Consider the following 17,148-nt stretch of genomic DNA (forward strand, 5'->3'; position numbering starts at 1 on the left):
GCAAGTTTTTACTTGCTAAGAACGTTTTTTTGAATAGTTTAAGCTGGATAATCACTACGATAAAAACGTAAAACTAAAATCGTTTGGCTAATGGACAAATAAAGGAATAAAAATGCCACGATCAAAATGGATTTTTCAGCGAACAGACGATAACTAATACCTAAAACAACTGCTCCGATCAAGAAAGCTGCAACGACTAAAGCAAAATGGATAAAGGTAGCTAGTGCTTTATGATCTTTTGTCAATAAATAATCGTACAACCCAGAGGCCATTCCCTTTAAATTTCCAGTAGTAAATAGACTGGTATACACACGTCCATTGATTTTATCAAATGAGATCCACTGTGCTGCTGTGATAAAGGAAATAATGATCGTCACAAGGGTAGCTTTCGTATGGATAAAGGATAAACTAAATAAAAAAAATAAGAGCGTTTCTGTATATAAAATAATCAAGCGCCAAAATGGCCAATTTCGTTTTCTGAAATAATGCATCAGTGCTTTTCCAAAAAAAACACCTAAAAAGAAAAAAAGAGTCGAGAGAAATTTTTTCCACACACTGCCCCATTGTCCGTCGATCGTTTGCATAATTGCCAAAATCAAATTTCCAGTTTGTGCCGAAGCGAAAGAGTCGTAGTGCATATAGGTATACAAATCAACTGCTCCACCAATAAAAGCGAGAATCAGACCTACTGAACGAAACTCGTGAATTTCTTTACGCACATCATCACCTGCATTTTCTATTATTTTGGTTTCACTATAACAAATATTCTGAAAATTTCAATAAAAATGAAAAAATCATCATAAAAAAGGCTGTGACAGACATTTGTCACAGCCTTTTTTGATTTAACGTGAACGAATCGACGTAATTAGTGTTTCGATACCAGACAAGATAATGACGATACCGGCTAATTGTAAAGCAAATAAAATACTTTGGAATGGATTAAATAACAATATTAATCCTACAGCTAGTAAACAAAGGCCAAATATGACACGAGGCCATCTACTTTTGTTGACTACTCGAGGCCCTTGAGGTTGTTGCATCAAATACACAAGTCCTTGAATGATCAAGATGATTCCAAAGAAAATCGGGAAAATTGAAATAATGGGTTTTGTCAGAACTAAAATTGCTAAAGCAGCAATTAATAGCAAAACGCCACTTGTGACACCAAACCCTACGAATCCAGTATCTTTACGCATGCGATAAGTTGTAATCAAATTCATGATCCCCATGATAGCAATATAAGCAGCGAGTACATACACGACACCGTTAAAAAATTTCTTAGGTTCGATAAGCAATAAAAAACCGATAATGACATACACGATAGTGCGTACCCAAGCGTAACGTTGCATGTGGTCTAAAAATTGTCTCATTTTTCTTCACCTCTTTTGATTTGTCTGAATCGACTTGTGTATAGTATAACATACTCTAAAAAAAACAGAACACTGAAACGAACTCTGAAGGTGCTATCGGGAATTTTTAGAAAATCAGAGAGAAAGACTAAGAAAAGAGTCTGTTTAATGGTAAAATGAACATATGTTTCGTTTTACTAAATCTGAAAGGACGGGAGATAATGGCGCTACAATTTATCTTAGGAGATGGTGTGGTCGACCACACCCAAGCATTAGTGCAAAAAGCAGATGAATGGCTACAACAAAATCAAGCGCATCGCGTATTTTTCTTGGTACCCAATTACAATAAATTTGAGCGAGAAATCGAGCTCTTGCATGCCTTAAAAGAACAGCAACAAAAGCAAGGATTTAGTAGTATCAAAACACAAGTCTTTAGTTTCCAACGTTTATCTTGGTATTATTTTCAAGCAAGTGGTCAATATCAAAAGGATACGGTCACAGAAATTGGGGCGATGATGCTAATGCGAAAAACGCTAGCCAAATTAAACCCTCATTTGCATCTATTTCGTGGAGAAATCGAAAAAGTTGGTTTTTTAACTCAACTATTGGAATTGTATCAAGAATTTCAATTAAGCGGATTGACGACAGAGCACTTAGCGTTTATTGAAACTTCTCACGCTACGTTGAATCGAGAATTGCAAACCAAATTAGCTGAACTCACGATGATTTTTCGAGCCTATGAGCAAGAATTAGATCAACATCAAGTTTCACTATCGGACCCTTTGCATTGGCTAATTGAATACTTGAATGAACCTGACGAACAGTTACAGATGCAGCTAAAACATACTTTGTTTATTGCGACTGGTTTTTCGTCTGTCCAAGCCAAAGAGTTTCAGTTATTGAGTCAGTTGATGGAAAAAAGTACCCTAAATATTGACTTAGTCTTGGACCAGCCTTTAGCCAATAGCGAACCTCTAGATTTGTTTTATGACGCCAATCGTACGTATCATCAAATCAGAACAGCTGCTTTACGCCAAGATGTCGTCGTACTACCAGATTATCCGATTGTTCAGCACCAAGTACATGCGCGAGGTAGACATGCATTGGCTGAATTTTGGCTTCGTACACAACAACATCAAACCGTACAACATGATCCTACGCTAAAAGAGTATTTAGAGATTTGGCAAGTCGACACGCCAGAAGAAGAAATTCGTCAAATCGCGTTAGAAATCAAACGACTGATTAGCGGTGAAAAACCAAGTGAAATCAAGCTTACTTATAAAGATATTCAATTGTCGACGTTAGATATGGAACTTTACGCTCCTTATATCGAACCGATTTTTAATGAGTTTGAGATTCCTTATTACTTGGATCAAGACAAATTATTGCGGCAACATCCGATCGTTCAATTTTTAGCGACTTGGTTTGATTTAGATCGTTATTATTATCGCGAAACCGATATTTTTAATTTATTAAAATCAGAATTGTTTATTCCGCAAAATTATATGCAAGTCAACGAAACGCTACCATTTCGTGAAGTCGTCGACCAAACCGAAAATATTAGTTTAGCCCATCATTTGACTGGGAAATTATGGATCAGAACAGAGGATTGGGAGATCTATTCTTACGATCCTATTTTAGGACAGCCGGTAGTAGATGACGTACTGACACAACAAACCAATCAATTACGTCGAGCGTTTTATACACAACTACATCAACCACTGCAACGATTAAAACAATCTAAAACGATGGAAGAAGCTGCGCAACGATTCTATCAGTTTTTAATCGACCAACAAATCGAACAGCAATTGTTACACTGGCGAAATGAAGCAGTGGAGCAAGGCAAACTAGATGAAGCGCGAAATCATGAACAAACTTGGCAAAACTTGATGGATATTTTGGATGAGTTTGTTGAAATCTATGCACAAGAAGCTTTTGATTGGGAACTGTTTACAACATTATTAATAAGTAGTTTAGAAAATATGAGTTTTGGGAAAATCCCCACGTCATTAGATCAAGTGCAAGTCAACCGATTAGATCTAGCTCGACCAAATCAAAGTAAGGTAACGTTTGCTTTAGGGTTAAGTGAGACCGTTTTTCCTCGAAAAGTTGAAAATCATACGTTGTTAGATTTAACCGAACGAGAATGGCTAAATGAACAATTAGGTGAATTGGGTTATTTATATGATCGAGCTCAAGAAACAAGACAAAAAGAGCCATTTGTAGCCTATAGTGTCTTTTTATCCAGTACTACATGGTTATACCTAACCTATCCAGCTACTTCTGAAACTGATCATACGTTGAATCCATCTACTTATGTCACACGTATTTTACATGAGTTTCCGGAAGTGTTTAAGAAAAAAGAAGGATTGGCGTTAACATCTGATCCACTTCAACACGTGGCCACTTATCGAGGTGTGATTCGCCAAGTCAATCAATTGACACGCCAAGCAAATGCGCAAAAACAGGATTTACCAACAGTTTGGCTACAACTAGAAAAGAAAGTCAAACAAACCAAATGGTCCAAATTAGCTCAGCGTGTGTTTAAAAGTAGAGAAGATGAAAATATCCCAGTTGCACTCACACCAGAACAAGCACAACGTTTATATGGTCGTGAGATGTACAGTTCTGTATCTCGTCTTGAAACGTTTCATGAATGTGAATATCGCTACTTTATGCAGTACGGGCTACAATTAAAAGAACGTGAAATCTACGGGATCACTCCAGCCGTAACAGGTGAGTTCTTCCATGATGCACTCGATCGTTTTTTAAACGTGTTGATCAAAGAAAAATTGAGTTTGACGAATTTAACGGCGGAAATGAGACAACAGTTCATGGAGCAAGTACTAAAAGAAATTTTTGGACAAACACGTTATCGATTATTGAGTCGTTCTGCGCGTTTAGACTTTTTATTTCAACAACTTTCCCAAACGATTAATCGTGTCAGTTGGGCACTGCATGCTCAAAGCCAAAAAACTAAATTAACCCCGGTCCAGACAGAAGTATTATTTGGACAACTTGCCGCCAAACAAGGAATCAAAGGACTAGAGATTGACTTAGCAAGTGGAGGACGGCTACATGTTCGCGGGAAAATCGACCGAATCGATCAAGTTGAGGTTGACGATACAACGTATTTATCGGTTGTCGATTATAAATCAAGTAAAAAAGAATTCGATCCGACTGAAGTGTATTATGGACTGGCGATGCAATTGGTGACCTATTTAGATGTTGCGTTGCGCGATGCCGCACAATTAGTCGGAACGCAACACGTTCGTCCTGGTGGAGCGTATTATTTAAAAATGCATGATCCTGTGTTAAAAGGCACGGTCGATCAAGAAAAACGCGAAACAGAACGACTAAAAGAATACAAATACTCCGGACTATTCATTAATGATCAAGCACTATTTTCGGCGTATGATAGTAGTCTAATGAAAAGCCAACATTCAGAGGTTTTCCCGATTCGTAAAGATAAAGATGAACAGTATACGATGATTACCCAAAGTAAAGATCGTTTTTATACAAAAGAAGAACTCGATGTTTTGCGAACGTATAATCAAGAAAAAATGCGTCAAAGCGCCAATCGTTTGCAACGTGGAGAATTGGAACTCCAGCCAAGTCTTCGAGTAGAAAAACAACGTCGCGCGTGTGATCATTGTCCGTTTCGAAGTGTATGTAAATTTGATGCGATGCTACCAGAAAATCATTATCGAAAAATCGAAACCAAACCGAAAGAAGAAATTTTAAAAAAAATGGAGGGAGTTCTTTATGAATAAGATCCCCGAAAAACCCAAAGATGCAATGTATACTGATGAACAATGGCAAGCGATTTTTGAAACGGATCATCATTTGTTAGTTTCGGCATCTGCTGGTTCTGGAAAAACTAGAATTTTAGTGCAACGTGTGATTGAAAAAATCAAACAGCATCAATCGATCGAACAATTACTGATCGTAACGTTTACTGAAGCAGCAGCTAGAGAAATGAAACAACGAATCGAGATCGCTTTACGAGAATTGCTTCAAGAAGCACCGATCGGCGAACGTCAGTGGTGGATACAGCAGTTACAATTACTGCCTACTGCTACGATCTCGACGTTACATGCATTTTGTTTGCGGGTCATTCGTAAATATTATTATGTTCTAGATCTGGAACCGGGTTTTCGTTTGTTAACCGATGATACAGAACGATTATTATTACAAGAAGAGATCATGGAAGATATAATCGAAGAAGCTTATGAGAGTAAATCCGAAGCGTTTTATACTTTTGTCGCGAATTTTATCAGTGACCGTTCCGATCAAGTTTTATCGGAGCTATTGTTGCAATTATATGACTTTGCACGAGCCAATCCAGATCCGATTGCTTGGTTAGACGCACTGCCTCTAGCGTATCAGACGACAGATATGGCAACGATGCCTTTATATACTTCATTTATAAAAGTACAGCTTGAAGAGAAATTTGCAGAAGCACATGCACAACTACAAGTAGCAAAAGACTATAGTGTAGGATTAGATAAACTAGTCGCGGTGATTGAAGAAGAGTTGACGCAAATTGAACAGTTACAGCAAGTGTTGGCTTTAAATGAAGTGGATCAGGTCTATCAAGCGTTGACAAACATAACATTTAGTCGTTTTCCAGCGTATCGTAAGGCGGAGGAAAAAGAGGTTGCACAAACGGTTAAACCGATGCGTGAATTGGCCAAACAATTAGTACAAGAAGCGAGTACGATTTTTCCTTATCCCCCAAACGTGTTACTCGATACATTGAATCAAGCTTATCCGATCGTAGAAGAAGCGGTACGCTTAGTGAAACTGTTTATGGCGCGATACCAAAAAAGTAAGGCACAAAAAAATGTACTTGATTTTAATGATTTAGAGCATTTAACCCTTGCGATTTTACAAGTCAAAACACCAGAAATCGATGTACATGCTTACTACCAAGAACTGTTTCATGAGGTGTTGGTCGATGAATACCAAGATATCAATCGGTTGCAACAAGCGATTTTAGAACAAGTTGCCAAACAAGAACCAGGGAATTTATTTATGGTAGGAGATGTGAAACAATCGATTTATGCGTTTCGCTTAGCAGATCCTACGCTTTTTATTGAAAAATATGCACGCTATAAACAACATCAAGAAGGCGAAAAAATCGATTTAAAAGAAAACTTTCGTTCACGTAAAGAAGTATTAGCCTTTACCAATTTGATTTTTGAACAGCTAATGGACCAGCAAGTAGGACAAATTGATTATCAAGATGAAGCGCGCTTGATCAGTGGAGCTACCTATTATCCAGAACAAGATGCTACTTTAGTACAACCAGAAGTATTGATTTATGAAAAACAACAAACGACCCCTTCAATGATCACGACAAAATCAGAAGGTGAGATCCATTTAGTTGCACAAAAAATTCGCGAATTACTAGCACAAAATCGTCAAATTTTTGATCGAAAAACAAATCAATTACGAGCACTTTCTTATCAAGATATTGTGTTATTGACCCCAACGCGTAGTGCACATTTAACGATGATCGATATCTTTCAAGAATATGATTTACCGATTGCCATAAAAGATGCCCAAAATTATTTTCAAGCGACAGAGATTCAAGTGATGTTGAGTTTACTACAAATTATTGACAATCCTATCCAAGATATTCCGCTTGTTAGTGTTTTACGTTCACCAATCGTGGGATTGAATGAATCAGAACTAGCCGACATTCGCTTAGAAAATCAAGACATGACATTTTATCAAGCTGTGGTGAATTATCCGGACGAACATGTGAGTCTAAAACAAAAATTAACATCCTTTTTAACGCAATTGACAACTTGGCGAAAATTAGCTAAACGACAACCGATCGCGACCTTGTTACAAGATATTTATGCACAGACAGCTTATCCTGATTATGTGTTGGGCTTGCCTTCTGGCGAACAGCGTTATGCGAATTTAATGGCGCTGATTCAACGTGCACAACGCTACGAAGAGACGAGTTTTAGAGGATTGTATCCATTTGTACGATTCATTGAAAAAATGCGCGAAAAAAATAAAGATCTGTCTCAACCAGTAGCAAAAGTTCAAGAAGAATCGATCCAAGTGATGACGATTCATGCAAGTAAAGGGTTGGAATTTCCTGTTGTTTTTGTGATGGACATGACCAAAGAAGTCAATACTCAAGATTTGACGAAGCCTTATTTGATGGATGAACAACTTGGGCTTGGGATCAAATGGATCGATTCAGAACGTATGAGTTTTACGAGTTTACCTTATCTTGCGATCCAACAAACGAAACTAGTAAAGACGTTATCTGAAGAAATGCGTAAGTTATACGTCGCGTTAACGAGAGCAGAGCAAAAACTCTTTTTAGTAGGTTCTTATAAAACGAAAGAAGAAGCGATAAAAAAATGGTCGAAAGCACTGACGCAAACGCAACAGTTTTTAGATCCGCAATTACGTTTATCTTCTAAATCGTCATTGATGGATTGGGTAGGGATGACGCTAGTACGGCATCCTTCGTTTGAACCGTATATAGACGATATCACGTTAAGAGGGAAAAAAATTGTGCATGAAGCCGATTTTCACTGTCAGTTTGTCGATAGTCAATCATTGGATACGACTTATGCCTACTGGAAAGAGCAAATGCACACACCGTCCAAACAAATCTTGACGACAAGCGAATTCGGAGCAGTATCGGATGTCTTATTAAATCGATTAGCGTATCAGTATCCATATCCTAAAGCGACAAAAACGACCAGTTATCAATCTGTTTCAGAAATTAAGCGACTCTACAATGATCCGGATGAACAAGATTTGCAATTGCTGGATTGGAATGAACCCAATCCACAAAGCTATCGACAAGTCGAGCAATTAGCTAAACCTAAGTTTTTAGCCACGCAAGACATACAGGCTACAACGGTCGGACAAGCAACACATTATCTATTGCAACAGATTTCGCTTACTAGACAACCGACAAAAGAAGCCTTGTTGAGACAGCAACGCGACTTGATCCAAACACAGCAGTTTCCAGAACATATCGTGACGGCAGTAGATCTAGACAGTATTTTATGGTTTTTTGATACCACATTAGGTAAAGACTTGCTTGCTTATCCACAACGAGTGTTTCGTGAGCAACCTTTTTCAATGTTAAAGGCCGCTAGCGAAATCTATCAAGATTTTGATGATCCTACTTCTGAATTGTTGATCCATGGAATCATCGATGGCTATCTAGAATTTGAAGATCATGTAGTGTTGTATGATTTTAAGACAGATCACCTCACAAAACAGCAAGATGCTTCACAAATTCTAGCGCGTTATCGTGGGCAATTGCGCCTTTACGCACAAGCATTAGAACAAGCATTAGAAAAACCTGTGAAAGAAACTTATTTAGTATTGCTTTCTGCACGAAACGTGCTATCCTTATGACGGCCACTATATTGCAAGCGGCATTTCTTACAAAAGGTAAGAGATATGATACACTATAGTCAAAGAGGTGAGACAAACATGGAAACAAAAAAAATAAACTATACTCTTTGTCCAAAATTTGAGAAAGCTTTTTCCATTCTAGGAAAAAAATGGAATGGTTTGATCATTGACGTGTTATTAGAAGAGCATGGTCAACGTTTTGTAGAATTGTCTAAAACCATTCCGATGTTAAGCGATCGCGTTTTAGCTGAGCGCTTAAAAGAGTTAGAAGAAGAACAAATCGTGAAAAAAGAGGAACATCTGTATGTTTTGACGGATAAAGGTGTTGCGTTACAAGAAAGTTTTGCTTCAGTGAAACGTTGGAGTGAAGAATGGTGTGACGCAAAAGAAGCCTAGTTGCTTTTTTGACTATTTTTTAGTACACTGTCAGTAATTGGATAAAGAAAAACGTTGATGGAAACAAGTAATTTTTACCCAGCTGTACAGGGAAATTTGCCATAGACTGCAAGCAAATTCAGTATGAAAAAATGAAATTCACTTCCTAGTTAGCATTTGAGAAAATGCCGGTAGATGACTGCCGTTATGAAAGTAAGAGCGTGAGTTTCTCACGAATTAGGATGGTATCGCGAGCCTTCGTTCCTTTAATGGAATGAAGGCTTTTTTTATTTGATTGAAAAGCGCTAAAGGAGGAAAATTCCATGTCGTTACAAGAAAAATTGGAAGCATTACAAGTGGAAACACTTGCTAAAATCAAGGAAATTACGGATTTGAAAGCATTGAATCAAATTCGTGTGGAAATTTTAGGAAAAAAAGGTCCTATTACCGAAGTGTTAAGAGGGATGAAAGATTTATCTGCTGAGGAACGTCCTAAAGTCGGAAGTTTTGCAAATGAGATCAGAGATCAAATTTCAGCACAATTAGAATTGCGTAAAGCGGATTTAGAAGCGAAAGCACTTGAAATGGCGCTAGCGAAAGAAACCATCGATGTGACGTTGCCAGGAAAGCAAATCAAACAAGGCACACGACACATCTTAACGCAAATCATGGAAGAAATTGAAGATATTTTTATTGGAATGGGCTATCAAGTGATCGAAGGATATGAAGTCGAACAAGACGAATATAATTTCGAGCGCATGAATTTACCTAAAGATCATCCAGCACGCGACATGCAAGATACATTTTATTTAACTGAAGAATTGTTGTTGCGTACACATACCTCACCGGTACAAGCACGTACCATGGAAACACATGATTTTACTAAAGGACCGTTACGTATGATTTCACCGGGAAAAGTATTTCGTCGTGATACAGATGATGCGACACATAGTCATCAGTTCCACCAAATCGAAGGATTAGTGATCGATCAACACGTGACGATGGGAGATTTAAAAGGTACCCTTGAAGTCTTGATGAAACAAATGTTTGGTGAGGAGCGCAGCATTCGCTTGCGTCCAAGTTATTTTCCATTTACAGAACCTTCTGTCGAAGTGGACGTAAGCTGTTTCAAATGTGGTGGAAAAGGATGTAATGTCTGCAAACATACAGGATGGATTGAAATTTTAGGGGCTGGGATGGTTCATCCAAACGTCCTAGAAATGTCTGGAATCGATTCAAGTAAATATAGCGGATTTGCTTTTGGACTAGGACCAGATCGAATCGCGATGTTGCGTTATGGCGTAAACGATATCCGGAATTTTTATTTAAATGATCAACGCTTTTTAGCGCAGTTCAAGGGGGAATAAAGAAATGTTAGTATCCTATAAATGGTTAAATGAGTATGTGGCATTAGATGGACTTACACCAAATGACTTAGCCGATAAAATGTCTGTGACAGGTATTGAGGTTGAAGGTGTCACCGTTTTAGAAGAAGGACTGAAAAAAATCGTCGTAGGACATGTCGTAGAGTGTATCGATCATCCAGACTCAGATCACTTGCATATTTGTCAAGTCGATATTGGAGAAGAAGAACTCTCACAGATTGTCTGCGGTGCTCCAAATGTGAGAGCGGGCATCAATGTGATTGTGGCATTGCCTGGTGCACGTATTGTCGATAATATCAAAATCAAAAAAAGTAAAATGCGTGGCGAAGTCTCAAATGGGATGATTTGCTCATTAGAAGAAATTGGGTATTCCGATAGTGTGATTCCAAAAGAATATGCAGACGGGATCTATTATTTGCCTGAGACAGCGAAAGCAGGAGATGCTGTTTTCCCATATTTAGAGATGGAGGATGCGTTAATCGAATTGTCGATTACACCAAACCGTGCAGATGCACTTAGCATGCGAGGAGTAGCGTATGAAGTGGCAGCAATTTATGGAAAAACGCCAACTTTTCCAGCTGTTTGTGTGACAGAAAATGACACACAAGCTACAGATCAATTGAGCATTACGATTGACGAAAAAGCACTCGTTCCGGCATATCAAACACGAATTATTGAGAACGTCACGATAGCACCTAGCCCACAATGGTTACAAGTTCGTTTAATGAATGAAGGAATACGTCCAATCAATAACGTAGTAGATGTGACAAACTATATTTTATTAGAGTACGGACAACCTTTACATGCGTTTGATGCAGACAAAATCGGTTCTAATCAATTAACCGTACGTTTAGCACAAGAACAAGAAATGTTAGTGACACTAGACGGTGAAGAACGTCAATTGACTCCAGAAAATTTAGTGATCACTAATGGTACGACACCGATCGCATTAGCTGGTGTGATGGGTGGATTAGATTCAGAGATTACGAATACTACGACACGTGTTGTGTTAGAAGCGGCTTTATTTGATCCAATCAGCATTCGTCGTACATCAAAACAATTTAATTTACGTAGTGAATCTTCTGCACGTTTTGAAAAAGGAATCAACCAGGCAACAGTAAACGAAGCCTGTGATAAAGCGGCGATGATGATTGCAGAACTTGCTAATGGAGAAGTTTTAGCTGGACGTGTGATCGGGTCTTCTGTAACAGTAAAAGATACAACGATTGACATTACAGTAGAGCGTATCAATCAATATCTAGGGACAACTTTGACAGTTGCTGAAATCGAACAAATTTTTGCTGATTTGGCATTTGGATGTGAAGTAAACGAGCATACGTTCACTGTTAGCGTTCCTCCACGTCGTTGGGATATTACGATCGAAGCAGACTTGATTGAAGAAGTGGCACGTATTTATGGATATGATCGTTTGCCATCAACGTTACCTAGTGGTGAAACTGTTATGGGAACCTTGACGCAAAAACAACGGTTCACACGTCGTATCCGCCACGTATTAGAAGGCGCTGGCTTAACCGAAAATATCAGCTATGCCTTGACGACTCCAGAAAAAGCGCAACAATTTATGTATCAATCAAGTGCGGTGACGAGATTAGATTGGCCAATGACAGAAGATCGTTCAGCATTAAGAATGAATTTAATTTCTGGATTATTAGACAATATTGCATACAATACTGCACGTAAAAATACTAATGTAGCGACTTATGAAATCGGTCGTGTCTTTTATGCTGAATCTGGGGTGCGCCCAACGGAAGAAACACACGTTGCTGGTTCACTAACAGGAAACTGGACTGAAAAAGATTGGCAAACCAAAGCGACACCAGTTGATTTTTACTATGTGAAAGGCATTTTGGATACATTAGTTGATGAGTTTTATTTTGATGGGCTAGTAGTAGAGCAAACAGATCAATTTGCAGAATTGCATCCAGGTCGTACAGCCATGATCAAAGTGCACGATCAAGTGATTGGATTTATTGGGCAAGTGCATCCAACTGTAGCCAAACAATATGGTATTTCAGATACGTATGTTTTTGAATTGTCTTTAGATGTATTAAGTACATTGCCAATAAAACAAGCTTATCAAGCAGTAACGAGATTCCCAACGGTTACACGAGACGTAGCCTTTGTTGTTGACGAACACGTTGCACATACTACGATTGTAAGTACGATCCAAGCCGTAGCAGGACGCTTCTTAAAATCGATTCATTTATTTGATGTGTATCAAGGTGCATCGATTGAATCTGGATCAAAATCCATGGCCTATAGTTTATTATTTGAAAATCCCGAAGCCACTTTGACGGATGAAGAAATTACAAAAGCAATGGAAAAAGTAGAACGTGCACTCACTGAGACACTACATGCGGTAATCCGTTAACAAATAACCCCCGATACATCACGTATCGGGGGTTTTGTTATTTAAAAATATTGGATTCCCATAGCACGCTTCACTTCATCAAGTGTTTTAGCAGCGACTTGTTGTGCTTGTTGGCTACCAGTTTTTAACATATCCATTACATAAGCTGGATCTTTTGCTAATTCTTCACGACGTGTACGGATTGGAGATAATACGTCTTCTAACACCTCGATCAAATAGCGTTTGATTTTAACGTCTCCTAACCCGCCGCGGCGGTAATGCTCTTTTAGTTCAGCGATATATTCTTTATCTGTACCAAATACATCTAAGTACGTAAAGACCATATTGCCTTCGACTTGACCAGGGTCTGCGACATGGATATGATTTGGATCTGTATACATGCTCATGACTTTCTTTTGTAACACGTCACTAGGATCTGCAAGATAGATCCCGTTATTTAACGATTTACTCATCTTACCATTGCCATCGATACCAGGTAAACGGCCCATACCTTTAGGTGGTAAGACTGCTTTTGGTTCCACTAAGACTTCTTTGTAGGTTGAATTAAAGCTGTGGACGATTTCTTGTGTTTGTTCGATCATTGGTTTTTGATCTTCACCTACAGGTACAAGGTTTGCTTTAAATGCGGTAATATCTGCGGCTTGCGAGATAGGATAAATGAAAAAGCCTGTTGGGACACCTTCACCAAATTGCTTTTGCTCGATTTCAGTTTTTACAGTAGGGTTACGGCGCAAACGATTGACGCTAACTAAATTTGCATAATAGATCGTCAATTCAGCCAGTTCAGGAATTTGAGATTGTAAGAATAACGTCGATTTTGTAGGATCGAGACCGACAGCTAAATAATCTAAAGCAACTTGCAATACATTTGCTGAAACTTTTTCAGGATTCTTAGCATTATCTGTGAGTGCTTGGATGTCTGCGACCATAATAAATAACTTGTTTTCTGGGTCATCTTGCATTTCCACACGTTTTTTAAGTGATCCTACATAATGGCCAAGATGTAGTTGTCCGGTAGGGCGATCTCCGGTTAGGATTGTGTTCATGTATTTCACTTCACCTTTTCTATATGATTTCTTTCATCTTACCTTTTTTTATCAGTGAATACAATAACTCTGTTAGACAAAGTCGTAAATGCATCATTTTTTAAGATAAAACAATCTACTCATGTTATATTATGTGACAAATAACAAGAAAAAGATTTACAAAACCTGAAAAATGCGGTTATACTATTAAAATAATATTAAAAAAAGATTGGATTTTAGGGGGATTTAAGATGATTGAATTTAAAAACGTTGAAAAATATTACGGAAAATTCCATGCGTTGAAAAATATTAATTTACATTTTGAAAAAGGGGAAGTCGTTGTAGTAATTGGTCCATCTGGATCAGGAAAAAGTACGATGCTTCGTACAATCAATGGGTTAGAGACGATTAGTTCAGGGGAATTGCTGATTGATGGGGTAAATATTCGCAGCAAAGAAAGCAAATTAAGTGAAATTCGCAAAAATGTTGGTATGGTCTTTCAACACTTTAATCTGTATCCTAATAAAACGGTGCTAGAAAACATCACATTAGCGCCAATGAAAGTCTTGAAACAAAGCGAGACAGAGGCAAATGATACCGCAGAAAAATTACTAAAACGAGTAGGAATGTGGGATAAAAAAGATTCTTATCCGTCTATGCTATCTGGAGGACAACAACAGCGTATCGCGATTGCAAGAGGATTGGCGATGAAACCTGAAGTGTTATTATTCGACGAACCGACATCAGCTCTTGATCCAGAAATGATCGGGGATGTCTTAGATGTAATGAAAAAATTAGCCAACGAAGGCATGTCGATGATCGTGGTCACACATGAAATGGGATTTGCACGTGAAGTAGCAGATCGCGTTGTATTCATGGCCGATGGCGAAGTATTAGAGGATAGTCGCAATGTAGTTGAATTTTTTGAGAATCCAAAAGAAGAGCGAGCAAAACAATTTATTAGTAAAGTAATCAATCACTAGGAGGAAGTCAGATGCAAAAGAAAATTATCGTTTCACTACTGATGGTTTTTGCCGTATTGGTTAGCCTAAGTGGTTGTAAATCAGCGAGTGTTGCGTCAAAAAATGTATTAGAAACGGCTAAAACACAAGATCGAATTATTTGGGGAGTAAAAAATGATACGCGTTTATTTGGATTGATGGATGTTGCGTCTAGAGAAGTAAAAGGATTTGATATTGACATTGCAAAAGCATTGACTGAAAAAATCTTAGGTCGTGATGGACGGGCAGATTTTGTAGAAGTAACGTCAAAAACCAGAATCCCATTGTTAAAAAATGGAAACATCGATGCGATCATTGCCACGATGACGATTACCGATGAACGAAAAAAACAAGTTGATTTTTCAGATGTTTACTTTGATGCAGGTCAAGCCTTACTTGTAAAAAAAGGCAGTCCGATCAAAAGCGTAAAAGACTTGAATGCAAATACAACTGTCCTTGTTGTAAAAGGCTCCACTTCTGCTGTCAACATTCGTAAAGAAGCGCCAGATGCAAAGATTTTAGAGATGGAAAATTATGCAGAAGCCTTTACTGCTTTACAAGCCGGACAAGGTGAGGCGGTATCCACAGATAATGCGATTTTATTAGGAATGGCAAGTGAAAATCCTGATTACGAAATTGCAGGCGGTACATTTACCAAAGAACCGTATGGAATTGCGATCAACAAAGGCCAAACAGAATTTGTAGAGGCTGTCAATCAAGCATTAAAAGAGATCCATGAAGATGGAACTTATGACAAGATCTACGACAAATGGTTCCCAGAGGATCAAAGTGGGAAAGTGAACTAGGAGGAGAGGGAATGATTCAATTATTTCAACAAAATAGCCAGTTATTTTTTGATGGCTTTAAATATACGATTTTAGCAAGTTTGATTGCATTGATTGCGAGTTTGATTATTGGGACATTGATGGCGATTTTTCAATTGTCAACAAATGCTATCGTCAAAAATCTAGCACGCGCCTATGTCGAATTTTTTAGAAATATCCCGCTATTGATTATTGTAATGTTTTTTTATGTTGTGATTCCACTATACTTTTTACCAATTACAGGGTTTCAAGCAGGAACGATTGGGTTAACGATCTATACGTCCGCGTTTATCGCTGAAACTGTCCGTGCGGGAATTCAAACAGTGCCAAAAGGCCAAACAGAAGCTGGACTTTCTTCTGGATTAACCTATAGTCAAACAATGCGCTATATTATTTTACCGCAAGCGTTTAAAATCGTGATTCCCCCACTAGGAGGTCAATTCATCAATTTGATCAAAAATTCCTCTATCTTAGCGATGGTGGCTGGATTGGATATCATGTATCAAGGAGACTTGATTGCAAGTACGACATTTAACACATTTGATACGTATATTATTGTGGGGATCTTTTACTTGATTTTGACGTTGCCATTATCTTATTGGATGAGTTATCTAGAGAAAAAATGGGCGGTTCGTTCATAGGAAGGAGGAAGTAAGATGAGTTTTTTTGATGCATTTTCTTGGGTCAATGTTCGATTTTTATTAGATGGATTATGGGTGACGATCGAAGTATCGGTACTTTCCATCGTGTTTAGTTTTATTTTTGGGGCATTATTAGGAACACTTCGTTTTTCAAAAATCCCCTTTGCCTCTAGAATCGTGGGAATCATCGTGGATATTATTCGTAATCTCCCGTTACTACTCATTATATTCTTTACGTATTTTGCATTGCCACAAATTGGGATTCGCTTTGATATTTTCTGGTCTGCGGTGATTGCCTTAACAATTTTTGAATCGGCGATGTTGTCGGAAATTTTTCGTGCAGGATTGAATGCCGTACCAAAAGGTCAAATGGAAGCAGGACTTTCTACTGGACTGAGTTATGTGGAAGTGATGCGTTCAATTGTGATCCCACAAGCCTTTCGCTCGATGATTCCAGCAATCGTGAGTCAATTGATCTCGTTAGTAAAAGATACATCGTTAGCGATCATCATTGCATTGCCAGAATTTACACATAATGCGAAAATTATTTATGGTCAAAATTCAAATTACGTGATTCCGATGTACGTTGCCTTGACGTTAGGTTATTTTGTGATCTGCTACCTGCTGTCGCTGTTATCCCGTTTCTTAGAAACAAAACGCTATTCGTATTAACAATAAAAGTTTTCGAAAAGAGATAGTGCCCAAGGGTAGCTATCTTTTTTTGTTTAGGATAAAATAACGATAGATTA

Annotated in this window: 12 protein-coding genes and 1 other annotated feature; of the genes, 9 read left to right on the forward strand and 3 right to left on the reverse strand. The window is 38.1% G+C overall.

Translation table 11 applies throughout. The annotated features are described in order from the left end of the window. Positions 1 to 38: 38 nt before the first annotated feature. Both I573_RS07865 and I573_RS07870 read right to left on the reverse strand, forming a co-directional pair. On the reverse strand, positions 39 to 719 hold the full coding sequence (locus I573_RS07865; protein WP_016185550.1) for a YoaK family protein: 681 nt from the start codon (positions 717 to 719) through the stop codon (positions 39 to 41). Positions 720 to 842: 123 nt separating this feature from the next. Continuing rightward, the gene (locus I573_RS07870) at positions 843 to 1,370 is read right to left on the reverse strand and encodes an HdeD family acid-resistance protein (RefSeq protein WP_016185549.1); all 528 of its coding nucleotides are present in this window, start codon (positions 1,368 to 1,370) and stop codon (positions 843 to 845) included. A gap of 200 nt (positions 1,371 to 1,570) precedes the next feature. On the opposite strand from I573_RS07870, the gene I573_RS07875 reads away from it, so the two are divergent. The 5 genes from I573_RS07875 to pheT all read left to right on the forward strand — a co-directional run bounded on the left by I573_RS07875 (position 1,571) and on the right by pheT (position 12,908). Then, positions 1,571 to 5,122, forward strand: a complete 3,552-nt coding sequence (locus I573_RS07875; RefSeq protein WP_016185548.1) for a PD-(D/E)XK nuclease family protein — start codon at positions 1,571 to 1,573, stop codon at positions 5,120 to 5,122. After that, the gene (addA, locus tag I573_RS07880) at positions 5,115 to 8,756 is read left to right on the forward strand and encodes a helicase-exonuclease AddAB subunit AddA (RefSeq protein WP_016185547.1); all 3,642 of its coding nucleotides are present in this window, start codon (positions 5,115 to 5,117) and stop codon (positions 8,754 to 8,756) included. The genes I573_RS07875 and addA overlap by 8 nt, the downstream gene beginning before the upstream one ends. A gap of 78 nt (positions 8,757 to 8,834) precedes the next feature. Beyond that, the gene (locus tag I573_RS07885; protein WP_016185546.1) at positions 8,835 to 9,152 is read left to right on the forward strand and encodes a winged helix-turn-helix transcriptional regulator; all 318 of its coding nucleotides are present in this window, start codon (positions 8,835 to 8,837) and stop codon (positions 9,150 to 9,152) included. A 45-nt stretch (positions 9,153 to 9,197) separates the two neighbouring features. Continuing rightward, positions 9,198 to 9,400, forward strand: a binding site (T-box leader). A 54-nt stretch (positions 9,401 to 9,454) separates the two neighbouring features. Beyond that, the gene (pheS, locus tag I573_RS07890) at positions 9,455 to 10,498 is read left to right on the forward strand and encodes a phenylalanine--tRNA ligase subunit alpha (protein WP_016185545.1); all 1,044 of its coding nucleotides are present in this window, start codon (positions 9,455 to 9,457) and stop codon (positions 10,496 to 10,498) included. 4 nt (positions 10,499 to 10,502) lie between these two features. After that, on the forward strand, positions 10,503 to 12,908 hold the full coding sequence (gene pheT / locus I573_RS07895; RefSeq protein ID WP_016185544.1) for a phenylalanine--tRNA ligase subunit beta: 2,406 nt from the start codon (positions 10,503 to 10,505) through the stop codon (positions 12,906 to 12,908). Between the two features lie 41 nt (positions 12,909 to 12,949). Here pheT and trpS read toward each other — a convergent pair whose 3' ends face one another. Further along, positions 12,950 to 13,954 (reverse strand): tryptophan--tRNA ligase, encoded by a 1,005-nt coding sequence (trpS, locus tag I573_RS07900; RefSeq protein WP_016185543.1) that lies wholly within the window; start codon positions 13,952 to 13,954, stop codon positions 12,950 to 12,952. 230 nt (positions 13,955 to 14,184) lie between these two features. On the opposite strand from trpS, the gene I573_RS07905 reads away from it, so the two are divergent. The 4 genes from I573_RS07905 to I573_RS07920 are packed head-to-tail and all read left to right on the forward strand — an operon-like array spanning position 14,185 to position 17,071. Beyond that, a complete protein-coding gene (locus I573_RS07905; RefSeq protein WP_016185542.1) occupies positions 14,185 to 14,916 on the forward strand; it encodes an amino acid ABC transporter ATP-binding protein in 732 nt (243 codons plus the stop codon). A gap of 11 nt (positions 14,917 to 14,927) precedes the next feature. Beyond that, the gene (locus I573_RS07910; RefSeq protein WP_016185541.1) at positions 14,928 to 15,740 is read left to right on the forward strand and encodes a transporter substrate-binding domain-containing protein; all 813 of its coding nucleotides are present in this window, start codon (positions 14,928 to 14,930) and stop codon (positions 15,738 to 15,740) included. Positions 15,741 to 15,751: 11 nt separating this feature from the next. Beyond that, positions 15,752 to 16,399, forward strand: coding sequence for an amino acid ABC transporter permease (locus tag I573_RS07915; RefSeq protein WP_016185540.1), 648 nt, complete (start codon positions 15,752 to 15,754; stop codon positions 16,397 to 16,399). Positions 16,400 to 16,414: 15 nt separating this feature from the next. Continuing rightward, positions 16,415 to 17,071: an amino acid ABC transporter permease gene (locus I573_RS07920; RefSeq protein ID WP_016185539.1), complete on the forward strand. Its 657-nt coding sequence runs from the start codon at positions 16,415 to 16,417 to the stop codon at positions 17,069 to 17,071. Positions 17,072 to 17,148 lie beyond the last annotated feature (77 nt).

Origin of the sequence: Enterococcus sulfureus ATCC 49903 (genome assembly GCF_000407605.1) — a bacterium.
GTDB lineage: Bacteria > Bacillota > Bacilli > Lactobacillales > Enterococcaceae > Enterococcus_G > Enterococcus_G sulfureus.

What these genes read in the sequence shown, in the direction of transcription:
- I573_RS07870 (WP_016185549.1), bottom strand. Translation starts at nt 1,370, where the DNA reads ATGAGACAATTTTTAGACCACATGCAACGTTACGCTTGGGTACGCACT.
- I573_RS07875 (WP_016185548.1), top strand. Translation starts at nt 1,571, where the DNA reads ATGGCGCTACAATTTATCTTAGGAGATGGTGTGGTCGACCACACCCAA.
- addA (WP_016185547.1), top strand. Translation starts at nt 5,115, where the DNA reads ATGAATAAGATCCCCGAAAAACCCAAAGATGCAATGTATACTGATGAA.
- I573_RS07885 (WP_016185546.1), top strand. Translation starts at nt 8,835, where the DNA reads ATGGAAACAAAAAAAATAAACTATACTCTTTGTCCAAAATTTGAGAAA.
- pheS (WP_016185545.1), top strand. Translation starts at nt 9,455, where the DNA reads ATGTCGTTACAAGAAAAATTGGAAGCATTACAAGTGGAAACACTTGCT.
- pheT (WP_016185544.1), top strand. Translation starts at nt 10,503, where the DNA reads ATGTTAGTATCCTATAAATGGTTAAATGAGTATGTGGCATTAGATGGA.
- trpS (WP_016185543.1), bottom strand. Translation starts at nt 13,954, where the DNA reads ATGAACACAATCCTAACCGGAGATCGCCCTACCGGACAACTACATCTT.
- I573_RS07905 (WP_016185542.1), top strand. Translation starts at nt 14,185, where the DNA reads ATGATTGAATTTAAAAACGTTGAAAAATATTACGGAAAATTCCATGCG.
- I573_RS07910 (WP_016185541.1), top strand. Translation starts at nt 14,928, where the DNA reads ATGCAAAAGAAAATTATCGTTTCACTACTGATGGTTTTTGCCGTATTG.
- I573_RS07915 (WP_016185540.1), top strand. Translation starts at nt 15,752, where the DNA reads ATGATTCAATTATTTCAACAAAATAGCCAGTTATTTTTTGATGGCTTT.
- I573_RS07920 (WP_016185539.1), top strand. Translation starts at nt 16,415, where the DNA reads ATGAGTTTTTTTGATGCATTTTCTTGGGTCAATGTTCGATTTTTATTA.